The sequence below is a fragment of the Pseudomonas farsensis genome (genome assembly GCF_014268805.2).
In the GTDB taxonomy this organism is placed as follows: domain Bacteria; phylum Pseudomonadota; class Gammaproteobacteria; order Pseudomonadales; family Pseudomonadaceae; genus Aquipseudomonas; species Aquipseudomonas farsensis.
In genome coordinates, this window is record NZ_JABWRF020000002.1 from 326143 (window position 1) to 342325 (window position 16183).

Genomic DNA, 16183 nt, shown 5'->3' on the forward strand with positions numbered 1-16183 from the left:
GACCGACGATGCTGTTCAAGCAGTTCACGCGCCTTGCGCAGATCAACAGCCCGCTGGGGCCGGACAAACTGATCCTCGCCGAAATGGGCGGCAGCGAAGAGCTCGGCCGCCTGTTCGACTACGAGTTGCAGTTGACCAGCGACGACCCGTCCATCGACCTCAACCAGTTGCTGGGCAAGCCGATGAGCCTCAGCGTGCAGGTAAGCGCCGGCAGTTCGCGGCACTTTCACGGTATCGTCGCGCGCTGCAGCCAGTCGGTCGACCAAGGCCAATTCGCCAGCTACCGGGTGACCCTGCGGCCGTGGCTGTGGCTGCTCAGCCGCACCAGCGACTGCCGCATCTTCCAGCACCTGAGCGTGCCGCAGATCATCAAGCAGGTGTTCCGTGACCTGGGCTTCTCGGACTTCGAAGACGCCCTGAGCCACAGCTACCGCGAGCGCGAATACTGCGTGCAGTACCGCGAAACCAGCTTCGATTTCGTCAGCCGGCTGATGGAGGAAGAAGGCATCTACTACTTCTTCCGCCATGAACAGGAGCGCCACGTGCTGGTGCTGGCCGACGCCTACGGCGCGCACCAGAAGGCGCCGGGCTACGAGACCGTGCCGTATTACCCGCCCGACGGCCAGCACCGCGAACGCGACCATATCAACGACTGGCACCTGGCCCAGGAAGTCCAGCCGGGGTCGCTTGAGCTCAACGACTACGACTTCCAGCGGCCCAGCGCGCGTATCGACGTGCGCTCGGCCATGCCGCGCCCGCACCAGGCCGGCGACTATCCGCTGTACGACTACCCCGGCGCCTACGAGCAGACCCAGGACGGCGAGCATTACGCCCGCACCCGCCTGGAATCGCTGCAAAGCCTGCACGAGCGCGTCGAACTGCGCGGTAACGCGCGGGGCCTGGGCAGTGGCCATCTGTTCAGCCTCGAAGGCTTCAGCCGCCCTGACCAGAACCGCGAATACCTGATCGTCGCGGCGCGCTACTACGTGCACCAGGAGCGCCTTGAAAGCGGCGCGGGCAGCGGCGCGGCGCAGTTCGAGAGCAACCTCAGCTGCATCGACGCGCAGCAAAGCTACCGGCAGGTCAGCAGCACCCTGCGGCCTCTCGTCAAAGGCCCGCAGACCGCGGTGGTGGTAGGCCCGGCTGGCGAGGAAATCTGGACCGACCAATACGGTCGGGTGAAGGTGCACTTCCACTGGGACCGGCACGACCAGTCCAACGAGAACAGCTCGTGCTGGATTCGTGTGTCGCAGGCCACCGCCGGCAAGAACTGGGGTTCGATCCAGGTGCCGCGTATCGGCCAGGAAGTGATCGTGAGCTTCCTTGAAGGCGACCCCGACCGGCCGATCATTACCGGGCGGGTGTACAACGCCGAACAGGCGGTGCCCTACGACCTGCCCGGCAACGCGACGCAAAGCGGCATGAAGAGCCGTTCGAGCAAGGGCGGCACGCCGGCCAACTTCAACGAAATCCGCATGGAAGACAAGAAGGGCGCCGAGCAGTTGTACGTGCATGCCGAGCGCAACATGGACACGGTGGTGGAGCAGAACCAGACGTTGGCGGTGGGTATCAGCCGGGTCAAGACCGTCGGCATGATCGAAATTGCCACCATTGGCCAGGACCGCATCCGCTCAGTGCGCCAGCACGACACCCTGCAGGTGGGCGGCAACAAGCGCGACAGCGTCAGCGCCAGCTATGTGATGGACGCCGGCGACAAGATCCGCCTGGTGTGTGGCGACAGCGTGATCGAGCTGCTGGCCGACGGCAATATCAACATCAGTTGCAAGAACTTCAACATCCATGCGGGCGAGAACGGCGTGATCAACACCGGCGGCAAGCTCGACCTGAACGTCGGCGGCGGGCCCCAGGCCAAGGCTTCCGGGCAAGGCGACAAGGGAGAGATTGCCGGGCGGGTGAAGAAAGTATTCGACAAGTAGCCAGGGTTCTGTACCAACCTGCACCGGCCTCATCGCAGGCTGGCGCCAGCTCTCATAGAACAAACGCTAACTACCTGATTTGCATCGAAACGTGGGAGCGGGCTTGCCCCGCGATAGCGATGGCACTGCCAACATCGCATCGCGGGGCAAGCCCGCTCCCACGCCCAGTTCTCTGCGCGACAGCGCAGCCCGGAAAGGCTGGGTGATCTCCCACAGAGCTCGCCCACCCCATATCGATGCCGTCTACGCGGTCAGTGTAGGAGCGGCCTTGTGTCGCGAAAGGGCTGCGAAGCAGCCCCAGGATCTGAGCAACCACCAGAATCGCTGGGGCTGCTTCGCAGCCCTTTCGCGACACAAGGCCGCTCCTACACAATCAAAAGCGACTTGCCCGAAACCATGGAATCTCCCACAGGGACTTGCGCCATACCTCAATTTTGCGGCCGTGCGCGATTTCTGTGGGAGCTGGCGATAGCCTGCGATGAGGCCGGAAAAAGCCTGCGCAGAACTATCCCCACAAAAGCCCTGCAGCGAAGCCTCTAACGCTGGCAGCGCGGGCAGAATGCGCTGGCGCGCTGGCCCAGCTTTACGTCGCGCAGCTCGGTGCCGCACACCTTGCAAGGCTGGCCACTGCGGCCATAGGCAAACAGCGTCTGCTGAAAGTACCCCGGCTGGCCGTCGCCACCAATGAAATCACGCAACGTGGTGCCGCCCTGCTCGATCGCCGCCGCCAGCACCCGCTTGATCTCGATGGCCAGCTTCAGATACCGCGCCCGCGATATGCCGCCCGCTGGCCGGCGTGGGTCAATACCCGCAGCAAACAGCGCCTCTGTGGCGTAGATGTTGCCCACCCCCACCACCACCGCGTTGTCCATGATGAACGGCTTGACCGCCATCGAACGCCCGCGCGACAGCTGGAACAGCCGCTCGCCGTCAAACAGGTCGGTCAACGGCTCCGGGCCCAGGCGCAGCAGCAGCTCATGGTTGAGCGGGTCGAGGCTCCAGAGCATCGCGCCAAAGCGCCGCGGGTCGGTGTAGCGCAGCATCATGCCGGACTCCAGCTCGATATCCACATGCTCGTGGCGCGCCGCCGGCAAGCCCAGCTCCACCAGGCGCAAATTACCCGACATGCCCAGGTGGCTGATCAAGGTACCCACTTCGGCGTTGATCAGCAGGTACTTGGCACGCCGCTCGACGCTGACGATGCGCTGCCCCGACAAGCGCACATCGAGGTCTTCGGGGATCGGCCAGCGCAGCCGCCGGTCGCGCACCACCACCCGGCTGACGCGCTGGCCCTCCAGGTGCGGGGCAATGCCGCGGCGGGTGGTCTCGACCTCTGGCAACTCCGGCATGGCTTAGTGCCCGCCCATTTCGCGGGCGGTGTGCTTGAGTTCCTGGAACTCGTATTCGGTCAGGCCGATGTAGTCCAGAACCAGGCTGCCGACCACATTCCACTCATGGTCCGCGGCCTGGTTCCCCAGCACCCGGTACGACGCACAGATATGCTCGGCCATTTTCAGCACCGCCAGCAGGTTCTTCAGCTGGGTCTGGGTATTGCGTGAGGACTCGTCGCGGAACACCGCCAGGGCGTTGTGGTGGTTGGCGATAGCGCCGCTGATGTGCTCCGGCAAGCGCCAGGACTTGGCCGTGAAGTAACCGACCACCGAGTGGTTGGTATTGAACGCCCGGTTTTCAGTGTCGACCACGCGGGTTTCTTCGCTCGCCTTGGCATAGGCGTCTTCGAGCACTTCCATGTAGGTGGGGAAGCGCTTGTGCATCAATGGCACGCCGCAGTCGTGGAACAGGCCCAGGGTGTAGGCCTCGTCGGGCGACTGGATACCCGTGCGCTTGGCCAGCATCAGGCAGGTCATCGCCACATCCTGGGCGGTGTCCCAGAAACGGTTGAGGGTGACGATGGTGTCGTCGGTCATCTCGCCCTTGATCGACTGCGCGTTGATCAGGTTGATGATCGAGCGGCTGCCCAACAGGTTAACGGCACGCTGGATCGAGCCGATCTTGTTGGAAAGGCCAAACTGCGGCGAATTGACCAGCTTGAGCAAGGCCCCGGACAAGCCCGGGTCCTGGGCGATCAGTTTGGCGATGGTCTCCAGGTCCGGGTCGGGCATGTACTGCTCGAACTGCAGGTCAACCATGATCTGCGGCTGGGGCGGAATGGCAATACCTTGCAAGGCCTGCTGGATCTGTTCGGCGGTAAATTCCTGGGACATAAGTACTTACTCGAAGAGGACAGCCGATTCTAACCCCCGTCGCCGCCCCCGCACACCCATTGCGGTCATCGTTGCTGCCACAGGCGTCTGGTCGCGCCCCTCAGCGCGCAGCGGGGCAACGCGGTATACTCCCGCTCTTTTTTCCGGAGCGACGTCATGTCCCTGCCCAGCCTTCGTCTCAAAGCCAATGCCGACCGCCGCCTGCGCGCCGGCCACCTGTGGGTCTACAGCAATGAAGTCGATGTTGCAGCCACCCCGCTGCAGGGCCTGAAGGCCGGCCAGCAGGCCATTCTCGAAGCGGCCAACGGCAAGGCGCTGGGCGTGGTTGCCATGAGCCCGAACAACCTGATCTGCGCCCGCCTGCTGTCGCGCGACGTCAAGCTGGCGCTGGACAAGTCGCTGCTGGTGCACCGCTTGAACGTGGCGCTGTCGCTGCGCGAGCGCCTGTTCGACAAGCCGTGCTACCGCCTGGTGTACGGCGACTCCGACCTGCTGCCGGGCCTGGTGGTCGACCGTTTCTTCGACATTCTGGTGGTGCAGCTGGCCTCGGCGACCATGGAAGCGCACAAGGACGAGGTGATCGCCGCCCTGGTGCAGGTGCTCAAGCCAAGCGGCATCCTGTTCAAGAATGACTCCGCCGCGCGCGATGCCGAAGGCCTGGAGCGTTATGTCGACACGGTCTACGGCGAGGTGCCGGACTGGGTAGCGCTGGAAGAGAACGGCGTGAAGTTCGAAGCGCCGGTGCGTGAGGGGCAGAAGACCGGCTGGTTCTACGACCACCGCATGAACCGCGCACGCCTGGCCCCCTACGTCAAAGGCAAGCGCGTGCTCGACCTGTTCAGCTACATCGGTGGCTGGGGTGTGCAGGCCGGCGCGTTCGGCGCCAGCGAAGTGTTCTGTGTGGATGCGTCGGCCTTTGCCCTGGACGGCGTCGAGCGCAACGCTGCGCTGAACGGCATCAGCGAAAAGGTCACCTGCATCGAAGGTGACGTGTTCGAAGCCCTGCGCGAGCTCAAAGCCGCCGAAGAGCGTTTCGACGTGATCATTGCCGACCCACCCGCCTTCATCAAGCGCAAGAAGGACCTGAAAAACGGCGAGGCCGCCTACCGCCGCCTCAACGAACAGGCCATGCGCATGCTGAACAAGGACGGCATTCTGGTCAGCGCCTCGTGCTCGATGCACCTGCCCGAAGACGACCTGAACAACATCCTGCTGACCAGCGCCCGCCACCTGGACCGCAACCTGCAACTGCTCGAACGCGGCGGCCAGGGCCCGGACCACCCGGTGCACCCGGCGATTGGCGAAACCCGCTACATCAAGAGCATCACCTGCCGCTTGCTGCCGAACAGCTGATCAGCGCGCCCAGAGCTTGGGCGCATATCAACGAACAGACGCGGTCATTGTAGGAGCGGCCTCGTGTCGCGAAAGGGCTGCACAGCAGCCCCGGCAATCTTGCATGAGGTCGAGACCTGGGGCTGCTGCGCAGCCCTTTCGCGGCACAAGGCCGCTCCTACATCACCGCTCCAGGTTGAAGTTCAGGTCCACGCTATCGAGTTGCAGGGTCTTGTACTTGGGCGTCACCGGTTTGAGCTTGCCTTCCTTGATCAACCGCACCACCTCGTCGGTGTTTTGCATATCGCCCCAGTAGGTGCCGACCTGGTGCCAGCCACCCTCGGCTGCAAACAGGAACATGCGCGACGCATACACATGGCGCGGAATCATCAGTACTTCGTTGCGCCCATCGCCGTCCATGTCCACACCCCACAGCAGGCAACCCTTGCCGCCACATTGGCTGATGGTCAACACCATCTGGTCGAAGGCCTCGCCGCCCGGCTCCGGAGTGCCCAGCCATTCAATCTTCGGCCCGTGCTGCTCCGGCTCGTAAGGCTTATGCACCTGGGCAATTTTTTTGCGCAGCTGCTCGCGCCCCGCTTCATCCAGCAGCTCATCGCCTTCCAGCTGTGCCTCAAGATGGGTAAACACTTCGCGCCCCGGTTCGCCCAAGCCCCAGTAGAGGTAGCTGGCATCGAAATCGGCCACTTCGGTCCGCCCGTCCAGCAAACGCTGCACCTGGCTTTTGGCGCTGAGCGCGTAGGGGTCGAGCAGCGGCGTATAGTACGCCACCACCAGCACGGCACTGAGCAGCGCAACCCATGGGTTGCTGACCTGCAGGGTATGCAGCCAGCCGCTACGTGACGCCACGACCGCCCACACGGCCGCCAGGGCATGCAGCACCATCACCGTTACCAGCAAGGCCGCGAGGATGCGCGATGGGGTCAGCCCGTACTGGTCGATACGCAACCAGCTGGCGTAGGCGGCAAGGCCCACCAGCACCGGCGTGCACAGCAGGCTGGCCTCGACCAGGCGCTTGAGCGGCGCGGCGTACACATGCCCTTGCTGGCCGTCCTGAAACACCCCATTGACCAGAAACAGGTTGATGCCAGCCAGCACCAGCAGCAGCGTGGTGGAGTAACCGGTGTCCCACACCGGCTGCAGGCCAGTGAACGGAAGGGTCAGGGTGAATACCAGGGCGATCAGCGCGCTCAGCGGCAACAGGAACCGGCACAGCGTCAGCAGAACGCCGCGCAGCAAACCGATGACCTTCTCGTTCTCCCGGCCCATGCGCATGCCCAGCGAGAACACCACCGGCAGCACCAGCCAGAGAAACGTCGGTGAAGTCACCGCGTCCTTCACCTGGGTGATGCCGACCATCTGGAACAGCCCCGAGCACAGCCACACCAGCAGCCAGAACAGGCCGGTCAGCAGCAGCGCCAGGAGCACGATGAAGACGTTGTTCCAGGCATGCTTGAACAGGTCCTGGTAACGCGGGCGCAGCCCTTCGCGGTTGGGCCAGGCGAGGATGAACGCAGCAAAGATGTATACCAGCGCCACCGCCGCCAGGCACCAGGTCTGCTGGATGAAGCCCATGCGGTTGTTATCGCTGAAGACTTTGGCACCCACAGCGCTGACCAGCAGGGTCACGGCCAGCACCAGCCAGCCTGCGCCGCGCTGCCCGCGCAGGCGGCCGAGCAGTTGCAGGTTAACGCCAGCGACGGCGACGGCTATGCACAGGCCCATCGACAGGCCAAAACCCAGCCACACGTCGTGGCTGCGCAAGGCGATGAGCCCGAGCACAGTCAGGCCCTGGATCAGGCCGATGGCGATGTAGAACAACAAGGAGCGGTTGGGCGCCGGCATGGCAAGTCCTTTTGGCCAGTGGAATACGGGGCGCGCAGTCTACCCAAAGCGCTGTGACGTATGCCAAGTCCTTTACCATTTCCCGGCCACATCGCAGGCTAGCCCCAGCTCCCACAGGTATCTTGGCCAGGCTGAGAGCAATCTTTGTGGCGAGTTCCCTTGTGGCGAGCGGGCTTGTCCCGCGTTGGGCTGCGCAGCAGCCCTGGAAACCCAAGGGTAAACCTCAGGGCTGCTGCGCAGCCCAACGCGGGACAAGCCCGCTCGCCACAACTGTCTTTCATTTCCCACACGATTGGGTCCAACCAGCAATGCTGCCGTTGAGCACGGTCTCTGTGGAGCTGGCGACAGCCTGCGATGAGGCCAGAATGGGCTTGCACGAAACCAGGGAACCACCCACGGCCCGCTCAGTGCTCCAACCCCAACGTCAGGTCCTGACCATTGAGATTGAACGTCTTGTACCGTGGCGTGACCGGTTTCATAGCCCCCTCGCGGATCAGCCTGACCAGCTCATCGGTGTCCTCGAAGCGGCCAGAAAAGCTCCCGACCTCTCGCCACTCCCCGTCACGGGCAAACAGCAGCACATAGGAGGCGTATACCTGCCGGGGGATCATCAGCACTTCGTTGCGCCCATCGCCGTCCATGTCCACGCCCCAGAGCAGGCAGCCCTTGCCGCCGCACTCTTGCAAGGTCGCCTGCATGCTGTCGAATGCCTCACCGCCCGGCTCTACCGGGCCCAGCCATTCGACCTTCGTGCTCAGGTCCTCCTCATGGCGCGGCGTGCGTACCATCGAGAACTTTTCCAGCAACTGCTCACGCTCTTTCCGGTCGAGTACCTCGCCCGCCTCAAGCTGCGCATCCAATGCATCGAACGCCTTGCGCCCAGGGTCCCCGAGGCGCCAATAAAGGTTGCCGACATCGAAGTCGGCAACCGCGGTGCGCCCGCTCAGCAGCCGCTCGACCTGGCTTCTGGCACTGATTGCCTGCGGGGCCAGCAGCGGCGTGTAGAACGACACCAACAACAACGCGCTGAGCAGGGCAATCCACGGGTTGCTCACCTGCAGACTATGAAGCCAGCCACGACGCGGCACCAGCACCGCCCACAACGCCGCCAGGCTGTGTGCGGCCATTACGGCCACCAGCAGCAAGGCCAGAATGAGCGAGGGGCTCGCGCCGTCCTGGTCGATGCGCATCCACATGGCATAGGCCGCCAAGCCCACCAGCACCGGCAGGCATAGCAAGCTGGCTTCGACCAGGCGCTTGAGCGGCGCGGCGTACACCTGCACTTGTTGGCCGTCCTGGAATACGCCGTTGAGCAGAAACAGGTTAATGCCAGCCAGCACCAGCAGCAGCGAGGAGAAATAACCGCTGCCCCAGTCCGCCTGCAGGCCGGTGAACGGCAGGGCCAGGGTGAACACCACAACGCTCAGGGCGCTGAACGGCAACAGAAAGCGGCACAGGGCCAGCAACATGCCGCGCAGCAGGCCGATGATCCTCTCGTTTTCGCAGCCCATACGCATACCCAGCGAGAACACCACCGGCAGCACCAGCCAGACAAACACCGGTGCGGTCACTACCTGTTTGACCTGCGCAATGCCAACCATGTTGAACAGCCCCGCGCACAGCCACACCAGCAGCCAGAACAGCCCCGTCAGCAACAGCGCCAGCAGCACGATGAAAGCGTTGTTCCAGGCATGCTGGAACAGCGCCGGGTAGCGCGGGCGCAGCCCTTCGCGGGTCGGCCAGGCGAGGATGAACGCGGTGCCGATATAGCCCACCAGCACGGCGGCCAGGCACCAGGTTTGCTCCATCCAGGCCATGTGTTCTACATCGAGGACGACCGCGCTGATTGCGCCAATCAGCAGGCCCAGGCCCGCCACCAGCCACAGCGCACCGCGCTGCCCGCGCAGGCCGCCGAGCAGTTGCAGGTTGATGCCGACCACAGCAGCCATCGCGCACAGGGCAATCGACAGGTTGAAATCGAGGAAGTAGACCTTGGCGCTGAGCAGGCTGACCACCAGCAGGCCCTGGATCAGGCCAATGGCGATGTAGAACGGCAGGGAGCGGTTGGGCGCTGGCATGACAAGTCCTTTTGGCCAGTGGGGTGCTGGCGCGCAGTCTACCCAAAGCCCCCCGCCAGCCGCCAAGGGCTTTACCCTGGGCGGCGCACCTGGCGCCAATTATCACAACGCCGTTCCTTCACAGGCGTGGCGGTGTAGAATCGGGCTATTCATCGCCAGTCATCCCCGGCGGGTTTATGAGCTCTGGCCGAGCCTGCGGCGATCCCGCGCGGACACCGGCCCCGATCCTTGCCGCTGGCAACCGGCCTACGGCGTTTCAGGACAAGAGAAGCTCACTCTCCTACTAGTGACCTGATTAAGCCGCCCGGAGCAGCCAATGCCTGATTATCGTTCCAAGACCTCCACCCACGGCCGCAACATGGCCGGCGCCCGTGCCCTGTGGCGCGCCACCGGGATGAAGGACGAAGACTTCAAGAAACCGATCATCGCCATCGCCAACTCGTTCACCCAGTTCGTCCCAGGGCACGTGCACCTGAAGGACCTGGGCCAACTGGTCGCCCGCGAGATCGAACGCGCCGGTGGCGTGGCCAAAGAGTTCAACACCATCGCCGTCGACGATGGCATCGCCATGGGCCACGACGGCATGCTGTACTCGCTGCCCAGCCGCGAGATCATCGCCGATGCCGTCGAGTACATGGTCAATGCGCACTGCGCCGACGCCATCGTGTGCATCTCCAACTGCGACAAGATCACCCCCGGCATGCTCATGGCCGCACTGCGCCTGAACATCCCGGTGATCTTCGTTTCCGGCGGCCCGATGGAAGCCGGCAAGACCAAGCTGGCCAGCCACGGCCTGGACCTGGTCGATGCCATGGTGATCGCCGCCGACTCCACCGCCTCCGACGAGAAAGTCGCCGAGTACGAGCGCAGCGCCTGCCCGACCTGCGGTTCGTGCTCCGGCATGTTCACCGCCAACTCGATGAACTGCCTGACCGAAGCCCTGGGTCTCGCCCTGCCGGGCAACGGCTCGACACTGGCCACCCACTCCGACCGTGAGCAGCTGTTCCTCACTGCCGGGCGTACCATCGTCGAGCTGTGCAAGCGTTACTACGGCGAAGGCGATGCCTCGGTGCTGCCGCGCAGCATCGCCAACTTCAAGGCGTTCGAAAACGCCATGATGCTCGACATCGCCATGGGCGGTTCGACCAACACCATCCTGCACCTGCTGGCCGCCGCCCAGGAAGGCGAGGTCGAATTCGACCTGCGTGACATCGACCGCCTGTCGCGCGTGGTGCCGCAGTTGTGCAAAGTGGCGCCGAACATCCAGAAGTACCACATGGAGGATGTGCACCGCGCTGGCGGTATCTTCAGCATCCTCGGTTCGCTGGCCCGTGGCGGCCTGCTGCACACCGATCTGCCGACCGTGCACAGCGCCAGCATGGAAGAAGCCATCGCCAAATGGGACATCACCCAGACCGATGACGAAGCCGTGCACACCTTCTTCAAGGCAGGCCCGGCCGGCATCCCGACGCAAACCGCGTTCAGCCAGTCGACCCGCTGGGAAACCCTCGACGACGACCGCGAGAACGGCTGCATTCGCAGCTTCGAGCACGCCTATTCGCAAGAAGGCGGCCTGGCCGTGCTGTACGGCAACATCGCCCTGGACGGCTGCGTGGTGAAAACCGCCGGTGTGGATGAGTCGATCCACGTGTTCGAAGGCAACGCGAAGATTTTCGAAAGCCAGGACAGCGCGGTGCGCGGCATCCTTGCCGACGAGGTCAAGGCTGGCGACATCGTCATCATTCGATACGAAGGCCCGAAAGGCGGCCCGGGCATGCAAGAGATGCTCTACCCGACCTCGTACCTCAAGTCCAAGGGCCTGGGCAAGGCGTGCGCCCTGCTGACTGACGGCCGTTTCTCCGGCGGTACCTCGGGGCTGTCCATCGGCCACGCCTCGCCAGAAGCGGCTGCGGGCGGCGCCATTGGCCTGGTGCGTGATGGCGACAAGGTCTTGATCGACATCCCGAACCGCTCGATCAACCTGCTGGTCAGCGACGAAGAGCTGGCTCAGCGCCGTGTCGAGCAGGACAAGAAAGGCTGGAAGCCGGTCGAAGTGCGCCCACGCAAGGTCACCACCGCGCTGAAGGCCTACGCCCTGCTGGCCACCAGCGCCGACAAAGGCGCGGTGCGCAACAAGGCGATGCTCGACGGGCTGTAAGGCTTTGCCGACATAGCGGCATGAATGAAAACCGGCGCCCTGTGCGCCGGTTTTTTTATATTTGCGTAGCCGCGACTCAGCGCATTCAGTCGAAGTTGCCGTGCAACTGGTGAATCTGCCGGCGCTGCTTCTTGTTCGGGCGCCCGTCAGTGGTCATGCCTAAGGCGCCTGCCTTGCGCAATTCGGCAGCCTGCTCGCGGCGTTTCACGCTCTCTGGGGTTTCTTCGTACAGCGCCTGTGCCTCAGGGGCGCCGCGACGCACCACCGACAACGCCTTGACCACCACGGTGCGCTCGTCAAAACCGGTGCGCACCAGGTATTCATCGCCCACACGTGGCTCTTTGCCAGGCTTGCAGCGCTCGCCGCGCCAGTGCACCTTGCCGCTCTCGATGGCAGCCTTGGCCAGGGCGCGGGTCTTGTAGAAGCGCGCCGCCCACAGCCACTTGTCCAGGCGGACCTTATCGTCATCTTCAGGCTTTTGTGCCATGGTTTTTCCTCGAACGCTGTCAGTCACAGAACTGTACTACCGTGACTGACGGATGCAAAAAATCCGTGCCGTCATTACAGTTCACCACCTTATCCCCAGGGCGCGCCTAGTGAAGACATTTGACCACCTGACTGTGATCGGCCTGCGCGAGTGGGTCGCCCTGCCCGACCTCGGCGTCGCCGGCCTTCGCGCCAAAATCGACACCGGCGCCAGCACCTCAAGCCTGCATGCCACCGACATCGAACCCTTCGAACGTGATGGCCAGCGCTGGGTGCGCTTTACCGCCCACCTGGGCACGGTAGTACAACTGCGCCACCGCCGCTGCGAAGCGCCGCTGGTCACCATGAAAAGCATTAAAAGCTCCAATGGCCATGCGCAAACCCGCTATGTCATCTGCACGCCCCTGGCGCTGGGTGATCGGGTCTGGCAGGTGGAATTCACCCTGGCCTGCCGCAAGAGCATGCGTTACCGCCTGTTACTTGGATCGAAGGCCCTGGTCCACGGTCAACTGGTAGTCAATCCGGGCGTGAAGTACGTCCAGGACAAACCGGCCTTTGCGGCCACTCTTTCCTCTGTCACAGGTGCTGCATGAAGATCGCTGTGCTTTCGCGTAACCCGCGTCTGTATTCAACCCGCCGCCTGGTCGAGGCCGGTACCCAGCGTGGCCACGAAGTGGTGGTGATCGACACCCTGCGGGCCTACATGAACATTGCCAGCCACAAGCCGCAGATCCACTACCGCGGCAAGCCGCTGGAAGGCTTCGATGCGGTCATTCCGCGCATTGGCGCCTCGGTCACCTTCTATGGCTGTGCGGTGCTGCGCCAGTTCGAAATGATGGGGGTCTACCCGCTCAACGAGTCGGTGGCCATCGCCCGCTCGCGGGACAAACTGCGTTCGTTGCAGTTGCTCTCGCGCCGTGGCGTCGGTTTGCCGATCACAGGGTTTGCCCACTCGCCGGACGACATTCCCGACCTTATCCAGATGGTCAACGGCGCCCCGCTGGTGATCAAGGTGCTTGAAGGCACCCAAGGCATTGGCGTGGTGTTGTGCGAAACCACCAAGGCTGCAGAGTCGGTGATCGAGGCGTTCATGGGCCTGAAGCAGAACATCATGGTGCAGGAGTACATCAAGGAGGCCGGTGGCGCCGATATTCGCTGCTTCGTGGTGGGCGACAAGGTGATCGCCTCGATGAAGCGCCAGGCCAAGCCCGGCGAATTCCGCTCCAACCTGCACCGTGGCGGCGTCGCCAGCCTGATCAAAATCACCCCTGAAGAGCGCATGACTGCCATTCGTGCGGCAAAAGTGATGGGGTTGAGCGTGGCGGGTGTGGATATCCTGCGCTCCAACCATGGGCCGCTGGTGATGGAGGTCAATTCATCGCCGGGGCTTGAAGGCATCGAGGTCACCACCGGCAAGGACGTGGCCGGGATGATCATCGAGCACCTGGAGAAAAACGGCGGGCCCAATCAGACCCGGACCAAAGGCAAGGGCTGAGCCGGGTTGCCGTGCACTATCCGAAGGCCTCATCGCAGGCTGGCGCCAGCTCCCACGCAGGCCGTGCTCAACCGCAACATTGCTGGTTGAGCCCAATCCTGCAGGAAATGATAGAGCGTCGTGGCGAGCGGGCTTGTCCCGCGTTGGGCTGCGCAGCAGCCCCTGGGGTTTTCAGGGCTGCTGCGCAGCCCAACGCGGGACAAGCCCGCTCGCCACAAAGGAGCTCGACACCAGGAGATATGTCTGGCGGGTATTACACGGCGTCGCGCGGTAACATCAGGCCCAATGGCAAGCGCACCCGCGCCTCGATGCCACCGCCGGAGCGGTTGCGCAGCTCGACATTGCCGCCATGCTGCGCGGCAATGCGTTTGACGATTGCCAGGCCCAACCCAGTGCCCTTGCCACCGCGCGCACGGTCGCCGCGGATGAACGGGTTGAAGATGGTTTCGAGCTCCGATTCGTCAATGCCCGTGCCCCGGTCCAGCACGCTCAGCACCACATAAGGCGCGCTCTGCTCGCCCGACACATAAGCGGCCACTTCAACCCCCTGCCCGGCATGGTGCAGCGCGTTGCCGATCAGGTTGCCCAGCATGCGTTTGAGCGATACACGGCGCAGCGGGAACGGCGGGATGGGCTCCAGGCACAGGCGCACCCGCTCCTCTTGCTGGTTATACGGCGCCACCACTTCGCGGATCAGCTCGTTGAAGTCGACTTCCTCGACCGGCTCGTCACGCCCATCGCGGATAAACGCCAGGAACTGGTCCAGAATGGCGTCCATGTCTTCGATATCACGCACCATGTCATCGCTGAGGTCGTCGTCGTTACCCATCAGCGACAGCGACAGGCGCAGGCGGGTCAACGGGGTACGCAGGTCGTGGGACACCCCGGCCAGCATCAGTTCGCGCTCACGCCCGGCCTGCTCGACGTCCTCGGCCATTTGATTGAAGGCGCGGTACACCTCGGTCATTTCGCTGGGGGTGTCGCTGATCGGCAGGCGCACGCTACGGCCCTGGCCAAGCTGGCGGGCGGCAAACACCAGGCGCTTGAGCGGCTGGTTGAGCTGGCGCACGAAGATCCATGCCGAGGCGGTAGACAGCAGCCCGATGGCCAGGAACCAGCCCAGCACGTTCCAGATTTTCTGCCCACGCAGCGGGTGTGGGTACAGCGGCACCTTTAGCCAGCCCGGGCCCAGGCTCGGCGCGTTCACCCACAGCGCAGGCGGCGCATGGATGCGCAGGCGCACTTCGGTGTCCTCGCCAAGCTCTGCCTGCATCTGGCGCTGGTAGATCTCGCTGTACGGCCAGTGCTGCTCGCCTTCCGGCACACCAGACCCGGTAACCCGGATCAGCCCGGCGGCTTCGGCGATCTGCTCGCGGTTTTCCTCGTCTGCCGCCCAGTAGGCACGCAGGGTCAGGGCCACGCCGTGGCTGTACTGGCGGTCTACCAGCACGTCCTCGTTCATCAGCAGGTAGACCAGCGTCAGCGCCTTGGAAAACAGCACGACGATCAGCACCAGCCAAAGGGTGCGGGCGAAGAAGCTTTGCGGGAACCAGAGTGGGGTTTTCATCGATCGCTACGAGTCGGCAAGGGCAACGCGAGGGGCGCATGCCCCATACGAAAACAGGGCGGCCCGTTCGAGCCGCCCTGCACTGGCAGGATGAGCCGCAGGCTCATTTGCTGGCGTTTCCGTCCGGCACGAACACATAACCCACACCCCATACGGTCTGGATGTAGCGCGGCTTGGACGGGTCGGGCTCGATCATGCGGCGCAGGCGCGAGATCTGCACATCGATGGAGCGCTCCAGCGCGTCCCACTCGCGGCCACGGGCCAGGTTCATGAGCTTGTCACGGGTCAGCGGCTCACGGGCGTGCATCACCAGCGCCTTGAGCACGGCGAATTCGCCGGTGGTCAGCATGTGGATTTCGTCGCCGCGCTTGAGCTCGCGGGTTGCCAGCGACAGCTCGTAGTCGCCGAAGGTGACGGTTTCTTCTTCGCTACCAGGCGCACCCGGCACGCTTGGGGCCTGCCGGCGCAGCACGGCTTTGACCCGGGCCACCAGCTCGTCAGGGTTGAACGGCTTGGCCAGGTAGTCGTCGGCGCCAAGCTCCAGGCCCTTGATGCGGCTGAGTTCATCGCCCTTGGCGGTGAGCATGATGATCGGGATCTGGTTGTTGGACGCGCGCAGGCGGCGGCAGGCAGACAAGCCGTCCTCGCCAGGCAGCATCAGGTCGAGCACCACCAGGTTGAACACTTCACGGGCCAGCAGGCGGTCCATCTGTTCGACGTTGGGCACGGTGCGCACGCGAAAGCCTTTGCTGGTGAAGAAACGGTCCAGCAGGCTGCTCAGGCCCGGGTCATCGTCGACGATGAGAATCTTGTCGCCTTCAGCGTTGTTTGCGGTGCTGGTCATGAAAAACTCCTCTAGGATCGCCGCGCATTATGGCGTAGCCACTGCCACGCGTGCCGTGTGCATTGTTAGCAGATTTTTCCCGCGGTGCCACTTCCGCACCATCAGGGCTGGCGCCGCGCCATCACCGCAACCCCGGCACGATGGGTATAATGCGCCGCTTTCATCCAGCGCCGCCGGGCCAAACGCCCTGCCAGC

12 protein-coding genes are annotated in these 16183 nt (G+C 63.8%); 5 read left to right on the forward strand and 7 right to left on the reverse strand.

What is annotated here, in order from left to right:
• Window positions 1-8: 8 nt before the first annotated feature.
• Window positions 9-1937 carry a type VI secretion system Vgr family protein gene (locus tag HU719_RS10840; RefSeq protein WP_186518826.1) on the forward strand — a complete coding sequence of 643 codons (1929 nt, stop codon included), beginning with the start codon at window positions 9-11 and terminating at the stop codon, window positions 1935-1937.
• A 536-nt stretch (window positions 1938-2473) separates the two neighbouring features.
• On the opposite strand, the gene mutM is transcribed toward HU719_RS10840, so the two are convergent.
• Both mutM and HU719_RS10850 read right to left on the reverse strand, forming a co-directional pair.
• Window positions 2474-3286: a bifunctional DNA-formamidopyrimidine glycosylase/DNA-(apurinic or apyrimidinic site) lyase gene (gene mutM / locus HU719_RS10845; protein ID WP_186523235.1), complete on the reverse strand. Its 813-nt coding sequence runs from the start codon at window positions 3284-3286 to the stop codon at window positions 2474-2476.
• 3 nt (window positions 3287-3289) lie between these two features.
• The gene (locus tag HU719_RS10850) at window positions 3290-4108 is read right to left on the reverse strand and encodes an HDOD domain-containing protein (RefSeq protein WP_186523253.1); all 819 of its coding nucleotides are present in this window, start codon (window positions 4106-4108) and stop codon (window positions 3290-3292) included.
• A gap of 210 nt (window positions 4109-4318) precedes the next feature.
• Here HU719_RS10850 and HU719_RS10855 point away from each other — a divergent pair, with 210 nt between their 5' ends.
• Window positions 4319-5515, forward strand: a complete 1197-nt coding sequence (locus tag HU719_RS10855; RefSeq protein WP_186537474.1) for a class I SAM-dependent rRNA methyltransferase — start codon at window positions 4319-4321, stop codon at window positions 5513-5515.
• Window positions 5516-5677: 162 nt separating this feature from the next.
• Here HU719_RS10855 and HU719_RS10860 read toward each other — a convergent pair whose 3' ends face one another.
• Both HU719_RS10860 and HU719_RS10865 read right to left on the reverse strand, forming a co-directional pair.
• Window positions 5678-7360, reverse strand: a complete 1683-nt coding sequence (locus HU719_RS10860) for a DUF4153 domain-containing protein (RefSeq protein ID WP_186537475.1) — start codon at window positions 7358-7360, stop codon at window positions 5678-5680.
• Between the two features lie 404 nt (window positions 7361-7764).
• Window positions 7765-9438, reverse strand: coding sequence for a DUF4153 domain-containing protein (locus HU719_RS10865; RefSeq protein ID WP_186537464.1), 1674 nt, complete (start codon window positions 9436-9438; stop codon window positions 7765-7767).
• A gap of 316 nt (window positions 9439-9754) precedes the next feature.
• Here HU719_RS10865 and ilvD point away from each other — a divergent pair, with 316 nt between their 5' ends.
• Window positions 9755-11596: a dihydroxy-acid dehydratase gene (gene ilvD / locus HU719_RS10870; RefSeq protein ID WP_186523249.1), complete on the forward strand. Its 1842-nt coding sequence runs from the start codon at window positions 9755-9757 to the stop codon at window positions 11594-11596.
• An 85-nt stretch (window positions 11597-11681) separates the two neighbouring features.
• Here the strand turns inward: ilvD and HU719_RS10875 are convergent, their stop codons facing one another.
• Window positions 11682-12083, reverse strand: a complete 402-nt coding sequence (locus HU719_RS10875; protein ID WP_186523250.1) for an RNA-binding S4 domain-containing protein — start codon at window positions 12081-12083, stop codon at window positions 11682-11684.
• 109 nt (window positions 12084-12192) lie between these two features.
• Between HU719_RS10875 and rimB the strand changes: the two genes are divergently transcribed.
• Together rimB and rimK are read left to right on the forward strand one after the other, a co-directional pair.
• Window positions 12193-12675: a retropepsin-like aspartic endopeptidase RimB gene (gene rimB / locus HU719_RS10880; protein WP_339600680.1), complete on the forward strand. Its 483-nt coding sequence runs from the start codon at window positions 12193-12195 to the stop codon at window positions 12673-12675.
• The gene (rimK, locus tag HU719_RS10885) at window positions 12672-13577 is read left to right on the forward strand and encodes a 30S ribosomal protein S6--L-glutamate ligase (protein WP_186523251.1); all 906 of its coding nucleotides are present in this window, start codon (window positions 12672-12674) and stop codon (window positions 13575-13577) included. The genes rimB and rimK overlap by 4 nt, the downstream gene beginning before the upstream one ends.
• A 253-nt stretch (window positions 13578-13830) precedes the next feature.
• On the opposite strand, the gene HU719_RS10890 is transcribed toward rimK, so the two are convergent.
• Both HU719_RS10890 and ompR read right to left on the reverse strand, forming a co-directional pair.
• Complete coding sequence (locus tag HU719_RS10890; RefSeq protein ID WP_186519511.1) at window positions 13831-15144, reverse strand: ATP-binding protein; 1314 nt, start codon at window positions 15142-15144, stop codon at window positions 13831-13833.
• Between the two features lie 103 nt (window positions 15145-15247).
• Window positions 15248-15988, reverse strand: a complete 741-nt coding sequence (gene ompR / locus HU719_RS10895) for an osmolarity response regulator transcription factor OmpR (protein ID WP_186519509.1) — start codon at window positions 15986-15988, stop codon at window positions 15248-15250.
• Window positions 15989-16183: the final 195 nt, after the last annotated feature.

Coding starts and splice junctions, on each gene's coding strand:
- HU719_RS10840 (WP_186518826.1), top strand. CDS start 9: ATGCTGTTCAAGCAGTTCACGCGCCTTGCGCAGATCAACAGCCCGCTG.
- mutM (WP_186523235.1), bottom strand. CDS start 3,286: ATGCCGGAGTTGCCAGAGGTCGAGACCACCCGCCGCGGCATTGCCCCG.
- HU719_RS10855 (WP_186537474.1), top strand. CDS start 4,319: ATGTCCCTGCCCAGCCTTCGTCTCAAAGCCAATGCCGACCGCCGCCTG.
- HU719_RS10860 (WP_186537475.1), bottom strand. CDS start 7,360: ATGCCGGCGCCCAACCGCTCCTTGTTGTTCTACATCGCCATCGGCCTG.
- HU719_RS10865 (WP_186537464.1), bottom strand. CDS start 9,438: ATGCCAGCGCCCAACCGCTCCCTGCCGTTCTACATCGCCATTGGCCTG.
- ilvD (WP_186523249.1), top strand. CDS start 9,755: ATGCCTGATTATCGTTCCAAGACCTCCACCCACGGCCGCAACATGGCC.
- HU719_RS10875 (WP_186523250.1), bottom strand. CDS start 12,083: ATGGCACAAAAGCCTGAAGATGACGATAAGGTCCGCCTGGACAAGTGG.
- rimK (WP_186523251.1), top strand. CDS start 12,672: ATGAAGATCGCTGTGCTTTCGCGTAACCCGCGTCTGTATTCAACCCGC.
- HU719_RS10890 (WP_186519511.1), bottom strand. CDS start 15,144: ATGAAAACCCCACTCTGGTTCCCGCAAAGCTTCTTCGCCCGCACCCTT.
- ompR (WP_186519509.1), bottom strand. CDS start 15,988: ATGACCAGCACCGCAAACAACGCTGAAGGCGACAAGATTCTCATCGTC.